22 protein-coding genes and 1 pseudogene are annotated in these 24,156 nt (G+C 68.7%); 12 read left to right on the forward strand and 11 right to left on the reverse strand.

Going from position 1 to position 24,156, the window contains the following annotated elements:
- Positions 1–1,599, reverse strand: coding sequence for a GH3 auxin-responsive promoter family protein (locus CFB41_RS27730; RefSeq protein ID WP_089458664.1), 1,599 nt, complete (start codon positions 1,597–1,599; stop codon positions 1–3).
- Complete coding sequence (locus CFB41_RS27735) at positions 1,599–2,537, reverse strand: fatty acid desaturase (protein WP_089458665.1); 939 nt, start codon at positions 2,535–2,537, stop codon at positions 1,599–1,601. The genes CFB41_RS27730 and CFB41_RS27735 overlap by 1 nt, the downstream gene beginning before the upstream one ends.
- 140 nt (positions 2,538–2,677) lie before the next feature.
- Between CFB41_RS27735 and CFB41_RS27740 the strand changes: the two genes are divergently transcribed.
- Both CFB41_RS27740 and CFB41_RS27745 read left to right on the forward strand, forming a co-directional pair.
- A complete protein-coding gene (locus tag CFB41_RS27740) occupies positions 2,678–3,520 on the forward strand; it encodes a metal-dependent hydrolase (protein WP_256941217.1) in 843 nt (280 codons plus the stop codon).
- Entirely contained in the window at positions 3,517–4,416 is a 900-nt protein-coding gene (locus CFB41_RS27745) for a hypothetical protein (protein ID WP_089458667.1), read from the forward strand. The genes CFB41_RS27740 and CFB41_RS27745 overlap by 4 nt, the downstream gene beginning before the upstream one ends.
- Here the strand turns inward: CFB41_RS27745 and CFB41_RS27750 are convergent.
- Both CFB41_RS27750 and CFB41_RS27755 read right to left on the reverse strand, forming a co-directional pair.
- Entirely contained in the window at positions 4,404–5,519 is a 1,116-nt protein-coding gene (locus CFB41_RS27750; RefSeq protein WP_089458668.1) for a hypothetical protein, read from the reverse strand. The two genes, CFB41_RS27745 and CFB41_RS27750, sit on opposite strands and share 13 nt — an antisense overlap.
- A 9-nt stretch (positions 5,520–5,528) precedes the next feature.
- On the reverse strand, positions 5,529–6,239 hold the full coding sequence (locus tag CFB41_RS27755) for a hypothetical protein (protein WP_089458669.1): 711 nt from the start codon (positions 6,237–6,239) through the stop codon (positions 5,529–5,531).
- Between the two features lie 61 nt (positions 6,240–6,300).
- Between CFB41_RS27755 and CFB41_RS27760 the strand changes: the two genes are divergently transcribed.
- Positions 6,301–7,761 carry a fatty acid desaturase family protein gene (locus tag CFB41_RS27760; RefSeq protein ID WP_089458670.1) on the forward strand — a complete coding sequence of 487 codons (1,461 nt, stop codon included), beginning with the start codon at positions 6,301–6,303 and terminating at the stop codon, positions 7,759–7,761.
- A 48-nt stretch (positions 7,762–7,809) separates the two neighbouring features.
- Here the strand turns inward: CFB41_RS27760 and CFB41_RS27765 are convergent, their stop codons facing one another.
- The 3 genes from CFB41_RS27765 to CFB41_RS27775 all read right to left on the reverse strand — a co-directional run bounded on the left by CFB41_RS27765 (position 7,810) and on the right by CFB41_RS27775 (position 10,830).
- Positions 7,810–8,541, reverse strand: a complete 732-nt coding sequence (locus tag CFB41_RS27765; protein WP_069252254.1) for a ribonuclease T2 — start codon at positions 8,539–8,541, stop codon at positions 7,810–7,812.
- Between the two features lie 210 nt (positions 8,542–8,751).
- Positions 8,752–9,330, reverse strand: coding sequence for a hypothetical protein (locus CFB41_RS27770; RefSeq protein WP_089458671.1), 579 nt, complete (start codon positions 9,328–9,330; stop codon positions 8,752–8,754).
- 96 nt (positions 9,331–9,426) lie between these two features.
- On the reverse strand, positions 9,427–10,830 hold the full coding sequence (locus CFB41_RS27775) for an HdeD family acid-resistance protein (protein ID WP_089458672.1): 1,404 nt from the start codon (positions 10,828–10,830) through the stop codon (positions 9,427–9,429).
- A gap of 333 nt (positions 10,831–11,163) precedes the next feature.
- Here CFB41_RS27775 and CFB41_RS27780 point away from each other — a divergent pair, with 333 nt between their 5' ends.
- From CFB41_RS27780 to CFB41_RS27810, 8 genes and pseudogenes are all read left to right on the forward strand, one after another.
- Positions 11,164–11,841: a hypothetical protein gene (locus CFB41_RS27780; RefSeq protein ID WP_089458673.1), complete on the forward strand. Its 678-nt coding sequence runs from the start codon at positions 11,164–11,166 to the stop codon at positions 11,839–11,841.
- Positions 11,842–11,906: 65 nt separating this feature from the next.
- A complete protein-coding gene (locus CFB41_RS27785) occupies positions 11,907–12,473 on the forward strand; it encodes a helix-turn-helix transcriptional regulator (protein ID WP_089459013.1) in 567 nt (188 codons plus the stop codon).
- A 117-nt stretch (positions 12,474–12,590) separates the two neighbouring features.
- Positions 12,591–12,800, forward strand: a complete 210-nt coding sequence (locus CFB41_RS27790; protein WP_089458674.1) for a hypothetical protein — start codon at positions 12,591–12,593, stop codon at positions 12,798–12,800.
- 95 nt (positions 12,801–12,895) lie between these two features.
- Positions 12,896–13,477: an HD domain-containing protein gene (locus CFB41_RS27795; protein ID WP_089458675.1), complete on the forward strand. Its 582-nt coding sequence runs from the start codon at positions 12,896–12,898 to the stop codon at positions 13,475–13,477.
- Positions 13,478–13,507: 30 nt separating this feature from the next.
- Positions 13,508–13,657, forward strand: a pseudogene (locus tag CFB41_RS37780) (SAM-dependent methyltransferase); the annotation flags it as partial.
- A gap of 299 nt (positions 13,658–13,956) precedes the next feature.
- Complete coding sequence (gene macA / locus CFB41_RS27800) at positions 13,957–15,138, forward strand: macrolide transporter subunit MacA (protein WP_089458676.1); 1,182 nt, start codon at positions 13,957–13,959, stop codon at positions 15,136–15,138.
- A gap of 2 nt (positions 15,139–15,140) precedes the next feature.
- Positions 15,141–17,210, forward strand: coding sequence for a MacB family efflux pump subunit (locus tag CFB41_RS27805; RefSeq protein ID WP_089458677.1), 2,070 nt, complete (start codon positions 15,141–15,143; stop codon positions 17,208–17,210).
- A gap of 13 nt (positions 17,211–17,223) precedes the next feature.
- On the forward strand, positions 17,224–18,597 hold the full coding sequence (locus tag CFB41_RS27810; protein WP_089458678.1) for an efflux transporter outer membrane subunit: 1,374 nt from the start codon (positions 17,224–17,226) through the stop codon (positions 18,595–18,597).
- Between the two features lie 42 nt (positions 18,598–18,639).
- Here the strand turns inward: CFB41_RS27810 and CFB41_RS27815 are convergent, their stop codons facing one another.
- A complete protein-coding gene (locus CFB41_RS27815) occupies positions 18,640–20,178 on the reverse strand; it encodes an MFS transporter (RefSeq protein WP_089458679.1) in 1,539 nt (512 codons plus the stop codon).
- 177 nt (positions 20,179–20,355) lie between these two features.
- On the opposite strand from CFB41_RS27815, the gene CFB41_RS27820 reads away from it, so the two are divergent.
- Positions 20,356–21,261, forward strand: coding sequence for a LysR family transcriptional regulator (locus CFB41_RS27820; protein ID WP_089458680.1), 906 nt, complete (start codon positions 20,356–20,358; stop codon positions 21,259–21,261).
- A gap of 55 nt (positions 21,262–21,316) precedes the next feature.
- Here the strand turns inward: CFB41_RS27820 and CFB41_RS27825 are convergent, their stop codons facing one another.
- From CFB41_RS27825 to mmsB, 3 genes are read right to left on the reverse strand one after another with little or no spacing between them, the layout of a single operon-like run.
- A complete protein-coding gene (locus CFB41_RS27825; RefSeq protein ID WP_089441878.1) occupies positions 21,317–22,456 on the reverse strand; it encodes an enoyl-CoA hydratase/isomerase family protein in 1,140 nt (379 codons plus the stop codon).
- Positions 22,453–23,244, reverse strand: a complete 792-nt coding sequence (locus CFB41_RS27830) for an enoyl-CoA hydratase (RefSeq protein ID WP_089458681.1) — start codon at positions 23,242–23,244, stop codon at positions 22,453–22,455. The genes CFB41_RS27825 and CFB41_RS27830 overlap by 4 nt, the downstream gene beginning before the upstream one ends.
- Positions 23,244–24,143 (reverse strand): 3-hydroxyisobutyrate dehydrogenase, encoded by a 900-nt coding sequence (gene mmsB, locus CFB41_RS27835; protein WP_069252269.1) that lies wholly within the window; start codon positions 24,141–24,143, stop codon positions 23,244–23,246. Before mmsB ends, CFB41_RS27830 begins: the two co-directional genes overlap by 1 nt.
- Positions 24,144–24,156 lie beyond the last annotated feature (13 nt).

The following is a 24,156-nucleotide window of genomic DNA, read 5'->3' on the forward strand; positions in this document are numbered from 1 at the left end:
TCAGTCATTCGTCATCGCCAGCAGCGCGTCGGCCACCGGCAACCGCGTCACGAGTGCGCATGGCTTCACGTCGCCCGCACGGATGCCGGCCCGTTCGGACGCCTGCTGCTGCAGGTCGCCGAGCCGCGCCGGCGACCGGCCCAGTACGCGCACGCGCAGCGGGCCGAGCTGGCCGAGGCGGCGTGCGTGCGCGTAGTGAAACGCCTGCACCAGTTCGGCTTCAACGGCTGCGCACATTGCGTCGGCTGCATCGGTGCCGATGTCGCCGGCAACGCACAGCACGTAGTGCGGCAGCCCTTCTTTCGCCACGCACGGTACGATGCATGCGCCGACTTCGCTGTGCTGTCCACGCGCGCGGTTCAGCGCGTCGGCCGCAAGCTGTTCGTCGAGCTTCTCGCCGACGAGATCGACGCTCGCCGCCGCGCGCCCGACGAACGCAATGCGCGGTGTGCGCGCAGTCATGCCGACCACGCGCACGCGATCGCCGAGCGCATAGCGATACAGCCCGCCGCCCGTAGTCAGCAGCACCTGCACGTCGTCGCCGGGGCGCAGCCCTTCAACGTCGCACACGCTGCCGTCGTCGCACACGAATTCAAGGTAGTGACTGCCGATCGCAAGCGGGCAACCGTCGCCCGTGCCGAACGGAATGCTCGCGACACCTTCCGTCGCGAACACCCCCTTCGGCAGCCATTGCGCCTGCGGAAACCGCACGCGCAACGCATTGGCGTAATGCTTGCTCGGGCCATCCAGCCAGCAGCTCACGGCGGCCAGGCGCGGCCACAGCGCACGGCAATCGGCCGCCTCGATCGCACCGCGCAGCGCCGCGCGGCGGTCGGCCGACAGCGATGCGTCGACCCAGGCGAGATCGCGCGCGCCGTCGACATCGTCGCGATCGAACAGCGGGCGCAGCACGCTCGTCAGGAACGTCGGGCTCCATACGCTGATGAACGCGAGCCCTTCGTCCGCGACGAGCGCACGCAGCGTCTCGCGTCGCCACGTCGACGCGTCACCGGTCAGCGGCGGCACGAGCAGCGTCGACGCGAGCGCGGCCGCGCTGCTGTCGCCGAGGTAGTCGAGATCGCTCGCCGCGCCGACCGGAATCCCGTTGGGCGCGACGCCGGGCGCCTGCAGCGGCGGCGACATCGACCAGTACGCGCGCCCTTCGCCGAGCGCCGGACAGGCGCGATACATGTCGGCCAGCCATACGATCATCGCGGCCTGCAGTTCGCGCAGGAACGCGGGCGTATAGGGAATCAGTTTCTGGCGCGCGGTGCTGCCGCTCGTGCATTCGAGGAACACCGGGCGCTCGGCGGTCAGCACCGGTTCCCGTTCTTGCGACACGCGATCGAGCCACGGCAGAAAATCGGCGGCCGCATGCACGGGCACGCGTTCACGGAACTGCGCGGGGCTGTCGATCCGGTCGAAGCCGAACCGGCGTCCGAATGCCGTATCGCGGTTCGCAGCGAGCAGCGCCATCAGCCGCCGCGCCTGCGTGTCGCCCGGTGCGTCGAGGCCGGCTTGCCAGCGATCGACGTCCGGCTGCGCGGCGCGTGCGAACGTGTGCCATGCGTCGGCCGGGCTGCGGGCGAAGATATCCATCAGAAATAGGTCTTGTCGAGTTGCGCGAGATCGTCGGGCAGCCGGCGCGGCGGCGCGAAGATCGTGAGCCAGCCGTACCACAACGGCCGTGTCTCGCGCAGGTCCGACACCGCGTGCATGTCCTGCCAGCGCAATGCGGGGCGCCGATGATGCGTGAGGTTGTAGTTGAAGTTCAGCAACAGCCAGCGCACGGGTGTCGGCGCGCGCATGTTGTACGTGCCTTCGACGACGTCGAGCGGCGTGCGCATGTGGTACACCCATTGCAGCGACGACCACGAGAACGCGAATGCGACATACGCAACCAGCACCGCCGACGCCGACCAGTCGAGCAGCCAGCCGGCCAGCAGCCAGGCGCCGACTGCGGCAAGCGTTTCGTAGCGGATGCGGCGAAAGTCGGCCGTGGTGAATTCCTTGAAAGCGGCCGCGTAGGTGTTGTCGTCGCCGCGCGCGGCGAGCCGCTGCATCGTGCGGCCGGGCACAATTGCGAGCACGAAACTGCCGACGAAACTGCCGAGCCAGATACCGCCGAGGATCGCCGCGTAGTATTCGATGCGCTTGCGCAGCAGCGATTCGTCCGCCGTTGCGAAATCCGCGCGCTCGGCACGCGTGCGGTTGCGCACGTGATGGCCGAGATGGTTGACGTGAATGAGCGTCGCGGCCGCGCCGAACATCGTGGACGCCCACCACATCATCATATAATTCGCGATCGGCCGGCGATGCCCGAACCCGTGGAAGGTTTCGTGCATCATCGAGAACACGCCCTGCATCACGAGGCAGAACGGCACGAGCACGAGCCATTTGATCGCGCCAACGCCGGTATGTGAGAGCCACGTGAGCGTGCCGGCCCATACCACGCTCTGCAGCGCGAGCACGAGCAGGTTCGCCCGGTCGTAACGTCGGGTCTGCGCGGCGGCGGCTTGCGCGCTCGGTCGGTTCATGGCTCGGAATGGCGGTTGTTTGCACGGGAGGATACAACAGATGCGTCAGCCGCCGGTAACGGCCCGCGCCCCGTCCCTGGCGGGGCGGCACTAGCATGCGGCCGTTTCGCCGCCCGAGAGGCGACAGCCCCGCGTCGCGCATGCCGACCCGCGACGTGCGCTTCGCGATCGACGAACGCATTCCGCGCTTCTGGTATCGCGGCACGTGCCATGTCACGCGCTTCTTCGACGCGTTTTCCGTGATGTTCCCGCTCGGCGAGCGCTTCTTCATCGAAAGCGTGCGGCCGTTTCGCGACCAGGTGGGCGGCGATGCCGCGCTCGCGGCCGACGTCGATGCGTTCGTGCGGCAGGAAGCGTCGCATATCCGCGTGCACCGGCTCTACAACGCGCGCCTCGCGTCGCAGCGGGTACCGGTCGACGCGCTCGAAGCACTGCTCGAAAAACGCCAGCGCAATGCCGCGCGGCAGGTAGCGCCCGTCACGCGGCTCGCGCTGACGGCGTGCCTCGAGCACTACACGACGATCCTCGCGTACCGCCTGCTGAGCGACCCGGCGATCCTCGACGGCGCCGACCCGACGATGGCGGCCGTGTGGCGCTGGCATGCGATCGAGGAAACCGAACACAAGACGGTCGCATTCGACGTATTCGCGGCGGCCATGCCGAACGCGGTGCGGCGCTATGTCGTGCGCTGTGCAGCCATGCTCGGGATCTCGGTCTACTTCGTGATCGACCTGATCTACTTTGTACATCGCCTCGTCGCCGTCGACGGGCGGACCTGGAACCTGCGCGGCTGGCTGCAACTGCTGCGCTGGCTGTTCGTCGCGCCGGGCATCTTCACGCGCGTGATGCCGATGTGGCTGTTCTGGTTCTCGCCGCGCTTCCATCCCGATCGCCTCGACAGCGACGCGGCGCTGCGCGCTGCACGCGCCGCACTCGAACCGTACCTGGCCGCCGCCGAACCCGAGCCGGAGTCGCACGCATGACACGCGCGCCGTGGACGCCCGACGGGTTCGACGACTGGCGCCGTCACTATCCGGCGACGCCGTTCACGCGTGCCGTGCCGGACCTCGACCGGACCGACGCGTTCATCGAAGGCTGGACACGGCGCACCGCCCGCCTGCCGCTGGCGACGACGGTCGTGCTCGTCGCCGGGCTGTATTCGGAATGGCTGCCCGGCTGCAATCGCGGCGCGCGGCAGACGCTCGGCGCGGCCGGCTATCGCGTGCTGACAGTGCCGGTGCGCTCCGCGCGCGGCGTGTTCGATCAAGGCGCGCATATCGGTGCATACCTGCGCAAGCACCTGCCGGCCGGCGGCGAATTCGTCGCGCTCGCGCACAGCAAGGGCGGCATCGACACGCTCGCCGCGCTCGTCGGCGACCCGGCGCTGGCGGCGCGTTGTGCCGGCCTCGCGCTGATGCAGCCGCCGTGCGGGCCGTCCGCGATCGTCGATACGATCTTCCGCCACGGCATGCCGCCGCGGGCAGCCGCGCCGTGGCCCGACCGCATCGCACGCCGCATGCTGCGTACGCGCTGGGCCGATGCCGGCACGCGCGACATCAGCAGCCAACGCGATCCGCGCGTGGGCGAGATGCTTGCCGCGCTGCCGCGCGACCTGCATCTCGTGCACGGCGTGAGCTGGTCCGTCGAGGCATCCACGCGCTTCGATTCGCATCACGGGCGGCTGAACGGGCATCGTCCCGGCTGCGCACACGACGGACAGTTCTATCTCGAACACCAGGTGATGGCCGGTATCCCGCAGATCTGCCTGCCACGGCTCGACCACGGCCAGCCCGTGCTCGGCGGGCTCGGCTTTGACGCCGGCCGCTTCTGGCTCGCGTTCGCCGACCTGCTGCACGTCACGCGCGCTCAGACGAGGTAGATCTCGAAGCCCGGCACGCGGCCGGCCAGCAGGCCATCGATCGGCGCGACCGGCTCGCCGGTCGACAGCGTATAGAGATCCATCGGCGTACGCGCCGCGTGGTAGCGCGCGAGCGCTGCCCCGAGCGGATCACCGTCGTACAGGCACAACTGCATCAGCGCATGACTGTTGCGCACCCGCAGCCACGCGGCATCGAGCAGCGCCGCGAACACGGACGGATCGCGGTCGCGCACCTGCAGATGCGTCAGATAGACGTCGCGCAACGGCTCGCCGGGCGCCGCGATACGCGGGCGGCGCAATGCGGGCGCGAGCGCATTGAATGCGATACGGACCGCCTGCAGCGGCAACGGCAGCCGTTCGAGCACGATCCGTTTGATATCGCCGGCATCCCACGGAGCGACACAGCCGAGCAGGTTCTCGTGCGCGTCGAGCGCCAGCAGGAACGCGCCGATGCCGAACGACGGCCACGTAGAGAGCCGGCGCGCGAATTCGTCCGCGGAAAACACGCTGCCGAACGGCTGGCGGCGCGATTCGGCATCGAGAAACGCGCGCAGTGCGTCCGCGTGATGCGGCTGCGCGTCGACGATCCGCACGCCGGGCACGCTGCGCGGCGCCGACGACAGCCCGCGCTGCGCGTAAATCGACACGTTCTCGTAGCCGTGCCAATGCGAGAAGCGCAGCCGGTTCTCGCGCCGCGAATGCGCCAGCGACTGCACCGCGAGCCGGTTGTCGCGGATCATGCAGCAATACGCATGCTGCACACCGGCTTCGGCGCGCAGCGTCGCGAAGCGAGCGCGCACCGAGTCGGCCCACTCGCGCGACAGGCGCCGGTCAGGCATCAACCGAAGATCGCCGAGATAGGCGACCGGCTGCGCGCGTTCGCCGAGATAGCCGTCGCGCACGACGAGGCTCGCAAGCCCCTTCAGTGACGCACGCTCATCTTCCGCGAGCCAGACCTCATGATGCGGCGCGTGGCAGCGATGCAGCGCGAAGTAGTCAGGCGCACGATCGAAGCGCAGCGGCAAGCTGCCCTGCATCGCATGACGAGACTGGAAATCGAGAATGCGCGCGTTGTCGGCCGATTGCGCGAGACGGATCCGCATGCGCGTGGCTCACACCCCGTCGAACAGCCGGCGCGCAAGCGGCCGCAGGTTCGACGCCGACAGCTCGCACAGGCACACGAGTTCGTCGCCCTGTGCGTAGCCGGGATTGCGTGCGAGGAAGTAGTCGACGTCGGCCAGCCGCCGGTGTGCGGCCGGCACCTCCGCGAGTGCGGGCGCGAGCCGACCCTGCGGCGTGTCGAACGACAGCAGGCCGGTGGCGGAGTCGTACGCGTGCCCGTATCGGCTCGCGGCGAGGTAATCCATCAGGTCCTGCGTGGCCGGGGCGGTCAGGTTGTCGGCACGCGGCGCGTAGTCGCGCGCGAAAGCGCGCAGGTAGCGATAGGTGCGATGCCCCTTGCAGATCAGAAACCAGTACAGCGGCACGGCGGGTGCCTGCCGCCACACGTCGCCCGCGTGGCGGATCCACGCGAACGCGAGATGCTGCGTGCCCCAGTGCGCGGGATCGATAATCGTATCGCCGGAAAAGATCACGCGGATCGATGCGTCGCGCCAGCGCGTCTCGTACTGCTTGAGCGTCGAGAAACCCTGGATCGCGCCGCCGCCGTCGCGCAGCACGATGCAGTGCGTCTTGTCGCCGAGGTCGCGGTCGAACTGCGCACGAACCGTGTCGCAATAGGACGCCGCATACAACGAGAACATCCGGTCGATGTCGTCCGGGCCCAGGGCCGCTCGTTCGACGGCGGTGGCACGCAACTCCATCGGCTACTCCTGCAAGACTGAACAGCTTGCTATGATAGCCCGTTACCCGCCCGCTCCCGCCATGTCCAACGCCGTTTCCCACCAGGATGCGAACGACACGCCGATCGCCCGGCCATGGCCGTTGCTCGTCGCCTATCTGGTCGTGACGGGCGCCTTCTACTCCTTCGTCACGCACCTGCCGCTCGGGCCGGTCACGTTCATTCCGGCGAGCACACTCGATCGCGCGGTGCCGCTGCTGCCCGGCACCGTGCCGCTTTACCTGAGCTACCTGTTCTTGATGCCCGCGCTCGTGTGGCTCGAGCGTGGCCGTGCATGGCTGCTGCCGGCGTTCTTCGCCGGCACGCTCGCGGCCGGCATTTGCCTCGTGTGCCATCTGCTGTATCCGACCGCCGTTGCATGGCCACCCGCTCATGACGGCTGGATCGCGTGGCTGCAGCGGATCGACACGCCGCTTGCCGCATCGCCGAGCGGGCACGTCGCGCTGCCGGTCGCGATCGCCATCGTGCTGCTGGCGCTCCGGCGGCGGTCGGCCGTGCTGTTCGCTGCGTGGAGCGCGCTGCTGATGGTGACGGTCCTGACCACCGGCCAGCATCGTGCCGCCGACGTCGCATGGGGCGGCGCGATCGGCATCGCGGCCGGCGCGCTCACGCTCGGGCTGCTGCGCGCCAAAGCCGACCTGCGCACGATGGCGGCCGCGCTGCTCGAATGGGCGTGCATCGTCGTGGCGATCCGGGTGGCCACCGCGCTCGGCGCGTGGTACCTGTATGCGCTTGCCGTACTCGTCGTCGCAACGCGGCAGCATGCGCTGTTCATCCTGTATCACGACGCGACCCACTATCACCTGACGCGCCGCCGCGGTTTCAACGACTTCCTGATCAACGTCGCGATCGGCGTGCCGGGGCTCGTGCCCGTCGAGTTCTACCGGCCGCTGCATCTCGCGCATCACCGACATCTCGGCACCGCGCAGGATCCGGAGCGGCAGTTCCTCTATCACGACCAGCCGTGGCGGTTCCGGCCGCTCGACGCATGGCCGCTCGCGCGGCAGTTCCTCGGTGACCTGTTCGTGCTGAACATGGTGCGCAACATGGCGGCATTCCGGCGCGCGGGCGGACAGAACACGCGGCTCGGCCTGCCGTTCCAGGCAGCCGCGGCGGTGTGGGTGGCGATCGTCGCGCTGCTCGCTTGGACCTGTTCCGCGCAGACGATCCTGCTGATCGCGGCGCTGTGGTTCGTGCCGCTGCTCACGCTGTCGGTGCTGCTACAGAAGATCCGCAGCATGGCCGAGCACAGCGGCGGCCCGCATGTGACGCCCGGCTGGGCCGACTGGACGTATTCGTGGCGCACGGGCTGGATCGGCCGCGTGCTCGTGTGGCCGTATCACATCAACCTTCATCTGCAGCATCACCGAAATCCGGCGGTGCCGTGGCATGCGCTGCCCGATGCGATCGACGAACTCGAGCCGCAGCTCGACGCGCCGGAACTGGCCCGGCTGCTGTGGTCGGGCCTCCCGCCGAAGCCGTAACGGGCGACGGCGCGCACGTTATCGCGCGCACCGCCCCTTCTTTCCCCGTTACTTCGCGATATACACACCCGACGTCGGGCACGTGCCCTGCGTATTGCCATCCGTCACGAGCGATGCAGCGCTCGGGAACTGCGTGGTCGCATTGGTCTTCACCGCGATCCACGCTTCGGTGAAGTAGCTGACGCCATTCGTCTTCGTGCACTTCAGCGACACAGCGCTGCGCGTGTTGCTGCCGAACGCACCTTCGAACGCCGACAGCAACTGGTTGCGCGTGACCGTCTTGCCCGCGTTCGCCTGCAGGAACGCGTTGAACGACGTGTTGCCGAGCCGGCTGATCATGCCGGACGCCTGGTTCCAGTACGCGTCGGGCGATGCCGAATTCGAGCAGGTGCCGTGCTTGAACCACTCGTGCTTGTCGAGGCACGACGCGACGCCCGGCATGTACGTCGACAGCGTGTTGCGGGTCGCGCTGCTGATCGGGTACGCGTCCATGCTGCACCACTGGTGCGCGTTGTCGAGGTCGATGTCGTTCTGCGGCACGCCGCAGTAGAACGGCTGGTTGCCGTCGTAGTTGTTCGGCCACAGACCATGCAGCGACAGGCTCGTCGCCGCGTACGTGCCGGCGAGGTTCGTGCATTCGGGCGTGTCGTGCGACGCGCAGAAGCCGGGTTCCCACGACGCGGCGAGCAACAGGTAGTCGTAGCTGGTCTGCGCGGTGGCGTGCAGTGAAACGGAAGCGACGGCGAGTGCGGCAGCGGCGCGGGCGAGCGTCTTGAGCATGGCGTTTCCTCGGAAAAGGCTTGCGGTCGCGGGATGCGCCGCAAGGTTGTCGAATGTCTGCCCGCGATTGTTGCCGACGCAACATGGCACGAATGTGAAGTTGGACGAAAGATTTCCGGCGGCACGCGCGCAGGTGCGGGTACGCGCCGGCGCGTCGCGCGCCGCTTCACATGTCTGAAGCGCGCCGCCGACGCGGCGGCACGCCGCCCCTCACGACCCGGCGCCCAGCTGCGTACACGCGCGCGTGATCGATTCGGGGCCTTCGAGCGCGAGGATCTGCCACACGCCGATGCTGACACGCTGGCGCGCCGCCGTCGACGCATCGGCCAGCAACGCCTCGACGCGCGGTGCGGCGTCCGGCGCCTGCTGCTTCAGCGCCGCGTGATGCCGCGCGCGCGACGCCGGTTCGGATTCGTAGACGTCGCACAGACGCACCATGCCGGCGAGACCGGCGAGGTCATCGTCCTTGTCGATCGCGCGCGGCTCGACCGGCGCGAGCCCCTTGCGCTCCGCCGCCGGCAGCTTGTTGCGCGCGCCTTCGTCGATCGACGTGGCGGATGCCGGCGGCAGGCCGCCGATCGCCGCAACGATCCGGCTGCCCGCGGCGATCATGTCGCCCTGGCACTCGATCTTCTCGGCGGCCGCGACGTTCGAGCAGAACGACACCGACGTGCGGTACACGTCGTCGCTCATGCGCGGCACTTCGTCCGCGCTCGCTTGTGCGAAGCCGGCGCTCGTCAGCGCCAGCGCGGCGGGAATCAGGATGCGGAATGCTCTCGTCTTGTTCATTGTTGTTTGCGTAGGGGAGTTCTCGTGGCGGGCAACATCGCGCGGCCGCGCGGTGGCGGCCGCAGTGACGCCGGGCCCGCGTCCGGCGGCACGCGATCACTTCATCGACGCTGCCTCCGATCCGCCGGGCGACAGCGCCGCGTGGTCCTGCTCGCGCCACGTGCGGCGCGACGTCATGATCGCCTTCACGGCCGAGCGCGCGACCTTCCACCACGCGAACGGCCGCGGGTCGGCGAGCATGCTGAGCGCGCGCGCATAGTCGAGCGTGAGCCCGGGCGTCCACGCCATCGTCACCGCGCGCTTGCGGATCTGCGCGGCGACCCACAGCTCGGGCGTGAGCAGCAGTCGCACGAACGCGCCCCACCCGGCCCGCGTGCTCTTCAGCCGCCACACCGCGCCGTCGAGCGCGGCTTCGAGCGCGTTCGACACCGTGCTCGAGCAATTGCGGTGCGTGAGGTTGTACGTCAAGTTCTGCCGGTACGACGTCCAGAAGGCATCCAGCTTCGACGGATCGTAGTTGCGGATCCGCACGCGCACGGTCGACGGGCACCACGCCTTCGACTCGGTCGCGTAGTCGGGCTGGAACAGGCCCGGCACGTCGTTCTCGCGGGTCGCGCGCAGGATGCGCGTGAATTCGTCCGGAGAACGATCGATTTCGACGCCCGGATACAGGCTGATATAGATGCCCTCGGGCGACTCCAGCGCCGCGTGCCCGGTCGAGATCACGCCGTTGACGTCCACCGCCGCGATATAGCGGTCGATCACCGGATAGCGCTGCGCTTCGGCCTTCGACGTGCCGGTCGGCGTCCACACGTGCACGGTGAGTGCATGCTCGCCGTCGGCCGGCGGGCCGTCCCATTCGGATTGCGCGAAATACGGCCGGTCGCGCGCATCGTCGAGATCCGGTGCGAGCGCCGGTGCCGGCGACGTCGCGAACGCCGGATTGCGCGTCAGCCGCCGCACGCGTGCGGCAAGGCTCAGCATGTGCATCCCGCCGAACATCAGCAGCAGGCCGAGGCAATACGGCACGGTGCCCACGTAGTGCGTCGGGTACGGCTGGTAGAAGAAGATGGCCAGCAGAATCTCGACGACGCCCCAGGCGAATGCGACGTTCCAGCGGCGATAGCGCACCATCCACGCTGCAGTGCACTGCAGCAGCCCGTCGACGAGGAACAGCGTGCCGAAGATCATCGACAGCAGGAAATGGCCATGGTGATGCCCCGCGAACACGAGCCCGGCGGCAACCACCACCACGATCCCCTTCACGTAGCGCAGGATGCGCTGCCCGCCGACGCCGCTGCCGGCCACCGCGAGCGTCGCGAGCCCCTCGATCAGGAACAGCCACGCAAAGATCTGGATCGGGAAGTGCAACGCGCCATCGAGCGCATCCACGAAGATCACGACGCCCGCGACGACCCACACCCAGCCGAGCACGGTCAGCCCGCGCCAGCGCGTGCGCAAGTATTCGATGCCCAGCAGCAGCAAGACCAGTCGTACCATCGCGCCCTCTCGTCATTTTTTTGGGATACGCGCGGGTCACGCGTGTCCTGTCGTTTCGACCGCGCATCGTGCAGAGTGCGGCCGAAAGGCGGTAATTCGTACCGGCGCGTCATGCCTCGACATGACCTTGGATGGCCGGTATACCTCCGCACTGGCCGAATAATAAGATATGCAGGAGACGGTTGAAAGCGGCGGCGAAAACGTCGTCGGCACGGACAGGGGCCACCGACCGCTGCCAAGGCAGATTTCCCGTTCGACAACGCGCGGTGGATACGCGAGAATCCCGCTACGAGGGCATCAAAAGAACCGAACCGCACAAGACGGGACAAGACCATGACCGTATCGATCGCACGCCGGTTCTGGCACGCCGCCGCATTGGTCGCGGGCTGCATCGCGCTGCCGGGCTGCCACGAACCACAAGTACAAACGGAACAGCCGCCGTCCGAGGATCAGTTTTTCAAGTCGGGGCTGGTACGGGAACAGCCGTATGATGAAGCGGTATCCGGCTTCATGGTCACGAAAGACCATGCGAAGCTGATCGTGCTGGGCCGCCCCGTCCACTTCGTCCTCGATCTGCCCGACACACTCCGATCCGCCATGTCGGCCGACTACCGGACATCACTGCGTTGGTCGTTCACCGGATTCCGCGCAGTAGGCGGCCATGTCAAAGGCCATTACCGCGTCGTGCTGCCGGTTGGCGCTTCAGCAGTCGATCGGGTGACGGCAGCCGCGCACGGGTTCATCGCCGCGCGCGACGGTTCCGCGCTCGAAGGCAACATCGCCGGAATGCGTTACGCCGCCCAAGGCTTCGAGATATCGCCCAAGGTGGCTGCGCAACTGCTCGACCGGCCCTACACGATTCATGCCCGGCAGGTGACGCAGGCCATGGCAATCATGAATCTCGCGATCGAACCCACGCCGATCACGGCCGCCGCCGACGGCGATCTTGTCCTCGGCGGCGCAGCGCTGGTTCCGGTCGAACTCGTCACGATTCAAGCGCCAGGGGAATGACGATTCCATCCATCGCTGCCGAAACGCGGCGCGAACGCGACGCACACCCCGAACGGAGCACCACCATGACCGCCTCCCCCCTTCACGCCCCACCGCTCGGCCCGCAACTCAAGCGCTGGCGCGCGCTGCATCGCGTCAAGCAAAACCACGCGGCCGAGCTGTTCGGCGTCGCGCAATCGACGATCTCCCGCTGGGAAGCCGGCCGCCAGCAGATGTCGCCCGACGAGCGCGCGACCGCCGAGCGGTTGCTCGCCGCGCGCCTCGATTCGGCCGGCGATCACGCGCTCGCGCGGCTCGTCTCGGGCAGCGCGGGCCGCATGCATCTCGTGTGTGACCTCACGCACCGCCTGCTCGCTTCTTCTCCGGCGCGCGCGGCCGAATTCTCGCAGCCGCTGTCGATGCTGCTCGGCACGTCGCTGTGGCGCTACGCGACGCCGGAGATCGCCCGCATGGAAACCGCGCTCGACTCGCTCGGCTGGCACGACCACGCCGGGCCACCGAGCGTCGAATTCGACACCGGTGCGAATGCGTCGCGCGTCGTGCCGATCCGCGGCAGCATGTGCCGGTGGACGCGGATGACACTGTCGGACGGCTCGGCCGTGCGGCTCGTGGAGACGCTCCAGGATGCGTGATGGCCGGGGCGCGATGAAGCACCGCATGCCGGCAACGGTGCGGCGACCTTCAACGTGTCCGGCATGCCACGCAACCCATACCAACGTGAATGGCAGCACGCCCAGGGGACATGCCACATGTCGACGCTTGTCATGCGAGAACTCGTGATCGTCGCGTTCATGCTCTATACGGGCGCGGCCGTGCTCGTTGCGCTTCGCTCGGGTGTGGCCAACGCCGGCGGCAGGCGGGTGGCGCGCGGCAGCAACCCCTGGCTGTTCCGCCTGATCGTCGGTGTTCAAACGGGCTTCTTCGCGCTGTTCTGCTGGGCCGGGCTGTTTGCAAAGTAGCGGCGCGGCAAGCGCCCTCGCCACGCATATTTCATGCGTGGACGAAGCACACCCACCCGCATTACGCTAGGCGGCTCATCGCAAGGACGCCGACCATGACCCCCGATACGATCCACGCGCGGCTCGCTTTCCTGCGCGAAGCCGAACGCCTGAAGGATGTGCTGCGCAGCGGCCACACGTCGTCCGGGCGCGCGGAAAGCACGGCCGAACACAGCTGGCGGCTGTGCCTGATGGCGCTCGTGTTCGCTGACGCGCTGCCCGGCATCGACACGCTGAAGCTGCTGAAGCTGTGCGTCGTCCACGATCTCGGCGAGGCACTGCACGGCGACGTTCCCGCGATCGAGCAAGCCGCGCACCCCGACAAAAGCGCGCAAGAACGCGACGACCTGCTGACGCTGACCGCACCGCTCGACCCCGCCCAACGCGACGAAATCGTCGCGCTGTGGGATGAATACGAGGCGGCGGCTACGCCGGAAGCGCGCGCGGCGAAGGCGCTCGACAAGCTCGAGACGATCCTGCAGCACAACCAGGGCAGCAATCCGCCCGATTTCGACTACGCGTTCAATCTCGGCTACGGCCGCCGCTACACCGACGCCGCGCCGCTGTTCCGCGCGATCCGCGACATCGTCGATGCCGACACGCAACGCAGGATCGACGCGGGTGGGCAGCGCGCGTAAGCGGGCGGGATCGGGCGCGCGGCCCGATGCATGACGCGGAACCTCTACGACGACCCGGCCTTCTTCGAAGGCTACCGCCGCCTGAACCGCTCGATTCACGGCCTCGACGGCGCACCCGAATGGCCCGCGCTCGACGAGGAACACGACCGGCCGATGATGTCGCTCGTCGCCGCGCAGCGTTAACGCACGTCAGCGCACGCCGCGACACCCGCACGAACCTTCGCGTACCGTTGTCACGGTCCGCAACAATGACGCCGCACGGCCTCCGTTCCCGTGCGGCGTTCGCACAATTCAGCACAATTTCCACACGATTTGGCGGGATGTCCTCGCTTACCATGAGCGGCTGATTCGACTCGGCACGCCCGCGCGATGCGTACGCGGATGCCGTCGCGGGCACCCTGCCCGACAGGCGACGCCGACCGGATCGTCCCGCCCGGCCGCACGCATCGCCGGCACCGCCTGATCCTCGCCGCACGCTCATGACTCAGAAGACCCATCGCCGCCGGCGCATCGTGCTGGCTACCCTTGCCATCGTGGCGATCGCCGCCGGCGTCACGCTGAAGGCGTGCGCGCCCGACAAGCATCCGCAATACCTGTCCGCGCCCGTCTCGCGCGGCGATCTCGAGAACGCGGTGCTGGCGACCGGCGCGCTGCAGGCATTCCGGCAGGTCGATGTCGGCGCGCAGGTGTCGGGGCAGCTGAAATCGCTGAAGGTCAGGCTCGGCGACAAGGTCACGAAGGGCCAATGGCTCGCCGAGATCGATCCCGTGATCTCGGAAAACGCGCTGCGCCAGGCGCGCGCCAGCGAAGAAAGCCTGCGCGCGCAGCAGCAATCGACCGCCGCGCAACTCACGCAGGCCGAACTTGCATTCAAGCGCCAGCAGGCGATGCTGCCCGACGATGCGACCTCGCGCGAATCGTTCGAGGCCGCACGCGCGACGCTCGACGTGCAGCGAGCGACCCTCGCGTCGCTCGCCGCGCAGATCCGCTCGGCCCGCATCCAGATCGAAACCGCGCAGGCCAACCTCGGTTACACGCGCATCGTCGCGCCGATCGACGGCGAAGTCGTCGCGATCGTCACGCAGGAAGGCCAGACCGTGATCGCGCAGCAGCAGGCGCCGGTGATCCTGAAGCTCGCCGATCTCGACACGATGACCGTGAAGGCGCAGGTATCGGAAGCCGACGTGATCCGCGTGCGTGCCGGCCAGACCGCGTATTTCACGATCCTCGGCGAACCGGACAAGCGTCACTACGGCAAGCTGCGCGCGATCGAGCCGGCGCCGCAGAACTATGCCGAAGCGCAGAGCCCGCTCGGCGGCGGCACGAAGCCGAACTCGGCCGTGTTCTACAACGCGCTGTTCGAAGTGCCGAACCCCGAGCATCGGCTGCGCATCTCGATGACCGCGCAAGTCAATATCGTGCTCGACAATGCACGCAACGCGCTCAACATTCCGGCCGCCGCGCTCGGCGAAAAACGCAAGGACGGCACCTACGCGGTGCGCGTGCTGCGCGCCGACGGCAGCACGGAAACGCGCAACGTCCGCATCGGCATCAACAACAACGTACGCGTCGAAGTCCTGGCCGGCCTGAAGGACGGCGAACGCGTCGTGATCGGCGACGCGGCCGGTGACGACCACGCACCGCTCGCGGACGTGGTGTGACGATGAGCCAGCCCCTGCTGAAACTCTCGGCCGTCACGCGACGCTTTCCGGCCGGCGACAAGGATGTCGTTGTCCTGAACAACGTCAGCCTGTCGATCCACGCGGGCGAGATCGTCGCGATCGTCGGTGCGTCGGGCTCCGGGAAATCGACGCTGATGAACATCCTCGGCTGCCTCGATCATCCGAGCGAAGGCACCTACACGGTCGGCGGCCGCGACACGCACATGCTCGACAGCGACGAGCTCGCGCAACTGCGCCGCGAACATTTCGGCTTCGTGTTCCAGCGCTACCACCTGCTGCCGCACGTCGATGCCGTCGCGAACCTCGAAATGCCCGCGATCTATGCCGGCACGCCGCGCGCCGAGCGGCACGCACGTGCACGCGAACTGCTCGCGCGCCTCGGGCTTGCGGATCGTGCGCACCATCGTCCCGGGCAACTGTCCGGCGGCCAGCAGCAGCGCGTGAGCATCGCGCGTGCGCTGATGAACGGCGGCCAGGTGATCCTCGCCGACGAACCGACCGGCGCGCTCGACACGAAAAGCGGCCAGGACGTGATCCGCATCCTGCACGAGCTGAACGCGCTCGGCCATACGATCGTCATCGTCACGCATGACAAGGCCGTCGCGCGCCATGCGAAGCGCATCATCGAGATCAGCGACGGCGAGATCGTCGCCGATCGGCCGAATCGCCACTATGCGGAAGCCCTCGCGGAAGCGGGCGTGGATGCGGCAGAAGCGGCAGATGCGACAGGAGCGGAAACCGGCGCGCTACCCGCTGATGATCGCCGCGACACGCCCCCGCCGCCCGCACCGGTCGACACCGATGCGCATCCCGATACCGGCACCGGCACGCGCACGCCACGCTTCGCCGCCGGCTCCGGCCGCTTCGCCGAGGCCTGCCGGATGGCGTGGATTGCACTCGTGTCGCACCGGCTGCGCACGCTGCTGACGATGCTCGGCATCATCATCGGCATCACGTCGGTCGTGTCGATCGTCGCGATCGGCGAAGGCGCGAAGCGCTACATGCTCGACGAGATCGGCAGCATCGGCACGAACACGATCAACCTCTATCCGGGCACCGACTGGGGCGACAGCCGCGCGGACGCGATCCAGACGCTCGTGCCGGCCGATGTCGCCGCGCTCGCCGAACAGCCGTACGTCGACAGCGCGACGCCCGAAACGTCGCGCACACTGCTGCTGCGCTACCGCAACGTCGACGTGAACGCGCTCGTGAGCGGCGTCGGCGACCGCTTCTTCCAGGCGCGCGGGATGCGCTTCGCGCTGGGTGTCGCGTTCGACGAGGACGCGGTGCGCCGCCAGGTGCAGGTGGCCGTGATCGACCAGAACACGCGCCGCAAGCTGTTCGGCGCGACGCGCAACCCGATCGGCGAAGTGATCCTGATCGACAACGTGCCGTGCGTCGTGATCGGCGTGACCGCCGACAAGAAGAGCGCGTTCGGCAGCGTGAAGAGCCTGATCGTGTGGGTGCCGTACACCACCGCGAGCGGGCGCCTGTTCGGGCAGCGCTATCTCGACAGCATCACCGTGCGCGTGCGCGACGGGCAGCCGAGCGCCGCCGCCGAGAAAAGCCTCGAAAAGCTGATGACGCAGCGCCATGGCCGCAAGGACTTCTTCACGTACAACATGGACAGCGTGGTGAAGACCGTCGAGAAGACCGGCCAGTCGCTCACCTTGCTGCTGTCGCTGATCGCGGTGATCTCGCTCGTCGTCGGCGGGATCGGCGTGATGAACATCATGCTGGTGTCGGTCACCGAGCGCACGCGCGAAATCGGCATCCGGATGGCGGTCGGCGCGCGCCAGTCCGACATCCTGCAGCAGTTTCTCGTCGAGGCCGTGCTCGTCTGCCTGCTCGGCGGCACGATCGGCATCGCGCTGTCGTTCGGGCTCGGCGCGCTGTTCTCGATGTTCGTCGTGCAGTGGAAGATGGTGTTCTCGGCCGGCGCGATCGTGACCGCGTTCGTCTGCTCGACGCTCACCGGTGTGATTTTCGGTTTCATGCCCGCGCGCAACGCATCGCGGCTCGATCCGATCGATGCGCTCGCGCGCGACTGACGCAAGGCCCGCCATGACGCATTCGCCACCCCTTCACCGCCTCGGCGCATTCGCGTGCGCAACCGCGCTGCTCGCCGGCTGTGCCGGCGCGCGCCACGAACCGCTGCCGGCCGTCGCGATGCCCGCGAACTGGGAGGCACCGGTCGCGGCCAGCGCTCCGGCCACCACGCGCGACTGGTGGCACAGCTTCGGCGATCCGCGACTCGACGCGCTGATCGACGACGCGCTGCGCGCCAACAACGACCTCGCGATCGCGGCGATCCGCGTGTACCGCGCGCAACTGCAAGCCGGGCTCGCGGATACCAACCTGACACCGAACGTGTCGCTCGGCGCGAACGGCGCCGTGTCGCGCACGCTCGATACGCACCAGATGAGCCGGACGAGCGGCGTGACCGGTTCGCTCAGCTATGAAATCGACCTGTGGGGCCGCCTGGCCGCGCTGCGCGACGCCGCGCGCTGGGAAGCCGACGCGACGGCCGCCGATCTCGAAGCCGCGCGGCTGTCGCTGATCGGCACGACCGCGTCGCTGTACTGGCAGATCGGTTATCTGAACCGGCAGATCGCACTCGGCGACGCGAACATCGCGTATGCGGTCCGCACGCTCGCGGTCGTCCGGTCGCGGCACGCGGCCGGCGCCGTGTCGGGGCTCGATCTCGCGCAGGCCGAACAGAGCCTCGCCGCGCAACGCGCCGCGCAGACGCAACTGATCCAGCAGCGCACCGAGAATCGCCACGCACTCGCGATCCTGTTCGACCGGCCGCCGCAGCAACTCGCAGCGGAGCCGTCGGCGCTACCCGTCGCGGCGCCGCCGGAAGTAGCCGCCGGCCTGCCCGCGAGCCTGCTCGGCCGGCGCCCCGACCTGCGCGCGGCGGAATTCCGGCTGCGCGAGTCGCTCGCGCAGGTCGACGCGACACGCACGAGCTTCTATCCGACCTTCACGCTGACCGGCCAGGCCGGCACGTCGAGCACGAGCCTCGAGCGCGTGCTGATGAATCCGGTCGGCACGCTCGGGCTCGGCCTCGCGCTGCCGTTCATCCAGTGGAACACGATGCAGCTGCAGATCAAGGTGTCGAAGTCGCAGTACGAGGAAGCCGTCGTCGGGTTCCGCCAGACGCTCTACACGGCGCTCGCGGAAGTCGAGAACGCGCTGTCGGCGCGCGTGCAGCTCGAGCGCGAGGCCGAACAGCGCGCGCTGTCGCTGGCCCAGGCGCAGCGCGCCGAACAGCTGGCCGCCGCGCGCTTCGCGGCCGGCGCGACCGCCGTGCAGCCGTGGCTCGACCAGCAGCAGCGGCTGCGCGACGCGCAAAGCGCGGACGAGCTGACGCGCCTGAACCGGCTCAACAACCAGATGACACTGTACCGCGCGCTCGGCGGCGGGATGTCCTGACCGGCGCGTGCACAGCGCCGGCCGCGCCGATCATGCGCGGTGTCATTCACACACGGGCGCTCTGCGTCGCGCCGGCGCGAACGCCACCGCACTCGCCGTCGCAAGCACAGCCACACCCGCCGCGCCGTACACCATCACCCAGCCGAACCCGTGCACGAGCGCCGCATGCAACGCCGCGCCGCTCGGGTCGGCCTGCGCGAGCGCCGGTGCGATCTCGTGCAAGCCGTCGGTGCGGCCCGAAGCAATCTCCTGCGCGAGCCGGCGCAGCGCCGCATCGCCGATCGTGCCCGCGACACCGCCCTTCAGGCTCGCGACGATCCCCGCGACCAGCACGAAACCCATCGCCGCAATGTTCAGCGCGAGCGAGATCATGCGCGCGCTCATGTCGATGCCCGACGCCATCCCGGCCCGCGCGCTCGGCACCGCACCCGTCGTCGTGTTGGTCACCGGGGTATTCGTGAGCCCGAGCCCGATGCCGGCGATCACGCAGCCGGGCAGCATCGTGATCCAGCTTGCATGGTCGGCCGCGCTGCCGATCCGCATCAGCGCGAACCCCGCAGCGATCGTGAACAGGCCGCCCGGGATCACGACGCCCGGCCCGTAGCGCAACGCGAGCCGTTCGCCGAACGGCGGCGCGACCAGCGTCGGCAACGTGTACGCGAGCAACGCGAGGCCGGCCGTCACGCTGTCGTAGCCGAGCGCGACCTGGAACCAGATCGGCAGGTAGATCATGAACGGCCAGAAGCTGAAGTTCATCCCCATCGAGCCGAAGATCGCGCCGGTGAACGCACGAATCCGGAACACCGAGAAATCGAACATCGGCCGCGCACTGGCGCGTTCCGCGATGACGAAGCCGGCCAGTGCCAGCACGGTCGCGCCGAGCACGCCGAGGCCGGCCGCGCTGGTCAGCCCGAGCGCCGCGCTTTGCGTGATGTAGAACGCCAGGCCGAGCACCGCGAGCGACAGCGTGACGATGCCTGCGACGTCGAGCCTGCCCGCGTGCGGATCGCGCGACTCCTGCACCGCGCCGCCGATCAGCACGAGCGCGAGGGCCGCGAGCGGCGCATGAACGAGGAACACCCACGGCCAGCTTGCCAGCGCGACGATCGCGCCGCCGACGATCGGCCCGAACCCGAGCCCGATGCCGAACACGATCCCCCAGATCCCGAACGCACGGCCGCGCTCGCGGCCCTCGCGGAACTGATGCGACAGCACCGCAATCTGGCAGATCAGCATCGCGCCGCCGCTGGCGCCCTGCAGCAGCCGCCCCGCGACGAGCACCGGCACGTTCGGCGCGAGCCCGCACAGCAGCGATGTCGCACCGAACAGCACGGTGCCGATCACGTACACGCGCTTGCGGCCGAACCGGTCGGCGAGCGTGCCGGCCGCCATCAGCACGGTCGTACACGCGATCGTGTACGCATTCATGATCCACTGCATGCCGTTGAAATCGCCATGCAGCACGTGTTCGAGCGTCGGCAGGATCACCGGCACGCTCGAAATTTCGAGGCCGAACATCAGCGACGTGAGACAGACGGCCGCGAGCGCGACCGCATTCCTGCGGGAGTCGGATTGCGTCATGCGTATTGCGCCGCGACCCGGCAACGGGCCGCGCGCCTCCAGGTAAGAGGGATGCGCCGCGCGCGGCCGGCGACGCACGCTGGGCGGGAATCGGTACTATAGTGAGAATTCCCATCCCCATTGACGCATGCATTTCTCCAGACTGGGGAATTTCAGGACTCAATCAACGACCCTCCCATGACCGACAGACTCGACGGCGTGACGACCTTCGTCCAGGTAGTGGAATCGGGCAGCTTCGCGCTTGCCGCGGAGCGCCTCGACATGACGCGCTCGGCCGTCGGCAAGGCCGTCGCGCGACTCGAGAAGCGGCTCGGCGCGCGGCTGTTGCAGCGCACGACGCGCAGCCAGAGCCTGACCGACGACGGCCAGGCGTACTACGACCGCTGCGTGCGCGCGCTCGCGGAACTGGAAGCGGCGGAGGCCGACCTCGACTGCGGCCGCAACGAGCCGCGCGGCAAGCTGCGCCTGAGCGTGCCGCTCGCGTTCGGGCATCACTGCGTGACGCCCATCGTGCTCGATCTCGCGCGCACCTATCCGCATTTGCGGATCGACGTGTCGATCACCGACCGTTTCGTCGATCTCGTCGAGGAAGGCATCGACCTCGCGGTGCGGATCGGCACACTCGCGGACAGCACGAGCCTCGCGGTGCGGCGGCTCGGCACGCAATACGGCAGCCTCGGCGCGGCGCCGTCGTATCTCGCCCGCCACGGGATGCCGAAAACGCTCGACGACCTGAAAGACCACCGGACGATCGCGTATTCACGCTCGGGTGTGGTTCAACCGTGGGACTTGCGTGCGCTGGACGGCTCGACGGTGCGGGTCGACATGCCGCACCAGCTCAGTTTCGACGACGTGCAGGCGATCGCGGCGGCCGGCGCATCCGGGTTCGGGATCGCGTGGCTGCCGAGCTGGCTGCTCGATCAGTACGTGAAGCGCGGCGAGATGACGGTCGTGCTCGATCGCTGCTTCGTCTGCGAAGGCGACATCCACGCGATCTGGCCGAAGACGCGCTACCTGCCGCGCAAGACGCGCTGCGTGATCGACGCGCTCGCGCAGGCGGTGCCGCCGATGATCGGACGGTGAGCGGGACAGGATGGGATGAAATGAATCCGACGCGCCGCGGGGGCGCGTCGGAGCATCACGCCGCGCCGAGATCGGCCAGCGGATGCGCGAACAGCTTCCACGGCGACGTCAGGAAATGCCGCACGCGTTCGGCGCGCAGCTCGACGAGCGACGCGGGCGCCCAGCGCGGCTTGCGATCCTTGTCGACGAGATGCGCGCGCACGCCTTCGCAGAAGTCGCCTTCCTCGATCGCACGCGCGACGATGCCGAGCTCCATCCGGAACGATTCGGCCAACGTCATCTGGCGGCCGCGCAGCAGCGCCTCGCGCGTCACGCACAGCATCGTCGGCGAATGGCCGGTGAGCGCATCGAGCGTCGCCTGCAGCCATTGACGGTGCTCGCGCGACAATTCCTCGCGCGCAAGATCCTGTGTCAGCGTCGCGACGATCCGCTCGACGGTCGAGCGCTTGTCGAAATGACGCACGATCCACGGCATCTGGCTGTCGAGCGCCGCATGCGGCACGACGTTGCACGGCGGCTCGAACACCTTGCGCAGCAACGGCAGCGCATCGCCTTCCCACTTGACGCTTTCGATGCGCGTCTCGAACGTGTCGAGCCAGGCGGACGGCACGCACAGATCCGCGAGCTTCGCCGTGAGCGCGTCGGCACCCGACAGCATCGCGCCGGTCAGCCCGACGTACAGCTCGAGTTCGGCCGGCATGCGCGACAGGAAATGCGTCGCGCCGACGTCGGGCACGAGGCCGATGCGCGTCTCCGGCATCGCGATCTTGCTGCGCTCGGTCGCGACACGCAACGCCGCGCCCTGCGCGAGGCCCATGCCGCCGCCCATCGTCACGCCGTCCATCAGCGCGACCACCGGCTTCGGGAACGTATGGATCGCGTAGTCGAGCCGGTATTCGTCGACGAAGAACGGCAGCCAGGTTTCGCGCTGCGCGACCATCCGGTACAGCGCACGCACGTCGCCGCCCGCGCAGAAGCCCTTCTCGCCGGCGCCGCGCAGCACGACCGCGACGATCTGGTCGTCGTTGCGGCAGCGCTCGAGGAGCGCGGCCAGCTCGCCGATCATCGGGTACGACAGCGCATTGAGCGCGGCCGGCCGGTTCAGCGTGATCAGCGCCACGCGGTTCACCACGCGGAACAGCACCTCGGGTGCGTGCTCCGCGAACGCGTCGTGATTCGTCACCGGCGTGCTCATCGTTGCGGCTCTCCGTCGTTGTGCCACTGCGGCGCGCGCTTGCCGAGGAACGCGGCCACGCCTTCGCGCGGATCGTTCGTATCGAACAGGTCGACGAAGCGCTCGCGTTCGACTGCGAGCGCCGCGCTGCGCGGCACGCCGCGGCGCGCGAGGCCGATCAGTTCCTTGCTGTAAGCGACCGCATGCGGGCTCTGCCGTGCGACGTTGCGTGCCAGCGCCAGCGCGGCATCGCGCGATGCGCCCGACTCCACGACGTCCTCGACGAGGCCGATCCTGAGCGCCGTGGCCGCATCGACACGCGCGCCGGTCAGGATGATCTTCTTCGCCCAGCCCTCACCGACGAGCCAGGGCAGCGTCTGCGTGCCGAGGCCGCACGGCAGCAGGCCGACCGACGGTTCGGGCAGTGCCATCTGCGCATGCGTCTCCGCGATCCGCAGGTCGCACGCGAGCGCGCATTCGAGCCCGCCGCCCATCGCATAGCCGTTGATCGCCGCGATCGTCACGACGCGCGCGTCGTGCAGCGCCTCGAACGCCGCGCCGAAACGCGACGCCATTGCGCGCGCAACCGCGCGGTCGCCTTCGGCGAACGTGTTGAGGTCTGCACCCGCGCTGAAGAACTTCGGGCCGTCGCCGGTGATCACCAGCGCGCGCACGCGCGGGTTCGCATTCAGTTCGGCGACGGTAGCCTGGAGTTGCCGCAGCCCGTCGGCGGTAAAGGCGTTCGCGGGCGGACGCTTGAGCGTCGCGCACGCGATCGCGCCGTCGTCGACGTAGTCCAGTTCGATCATCACGCGTCCTTCTTGGTTGCCGGTTGATACAGGCGGATCACCGCCGAGAAATCGAGCTGGCCGTCGCCGCGGCTGCTCATGGTCTGGTACAGCTGCTGCGCGAGCGCGCCGAGATAGACGGGCTGGCGCGCCTGCTTCGCGGCATCGTTCGCGAGGCCGAGATCCTTCAGCATCAGGTCGGTGCCGAAGCCGCCGGAGTAACCACGCGACGACGGCGCGGTTTCGATCACGCCCGGATACGGGTTGTACGTATCCGAGCTCCAGCAGCGGCCCGTCGACGTGTTGACGATGCCGGCCAGCACCTTCGGGTCGATGCCGAGCGCGACGCCGAGCGACATCGCCTCCGACACGGCCGCCATCGAGATGCCGAGCACGAGGTTGTTGCAGACCTTCGCCACCTGCCCCATGCCCGTCGCGCCGCAGTGGACGATGTTCTTGCCCATGCCCGCGAGCACCGGCTTCACGCGCTCGAAATCCGCATCGCTGCCGCCGACCATGAAGGTCAGCGTGCCGGCCGCCGCGCCGCCGGTGCCGCCCGACACCGGCGCATCGACGAACGCGCCGCCGTGCTCGCGCACGAGCGCGCCGAACGCCTGCGCGCTCGCCGGGTCGATCGTGCTCGAATCGATCACGGTCGCGCCCGCGCCGAGGCCGGCGAGCACGCCGTTCTCGCCGGACAGCACCGAGCGCACGTGCGGGGCGGCCGGCAGCATCGTGATGACGAACGTCGCGCCCGAGGCCGCATCGCGCGGCGACGCGGCCACCTGTGCACCGGCATCCTGCAGCGCGCGCAATGCGTCGGCGCTCAGGTCGAACGCATGTACTTCATGGCCTGCTTTCAGCAGGTTCAGCGCCATCGGCGCGCCCATGTGGCCGAGGCCGATAAAACCGATTTTCATGTTGGGTTCCTCC

Source organism: Burkholderia sp. AU33803 (assembly GCF_002223095.1).
Classification (GTDB): domain Bacteria; phylum Pseudomonadota; class Gammaproteobacteria; order Burkholderiales; family Burkholderiaceae; genus Burkholderia.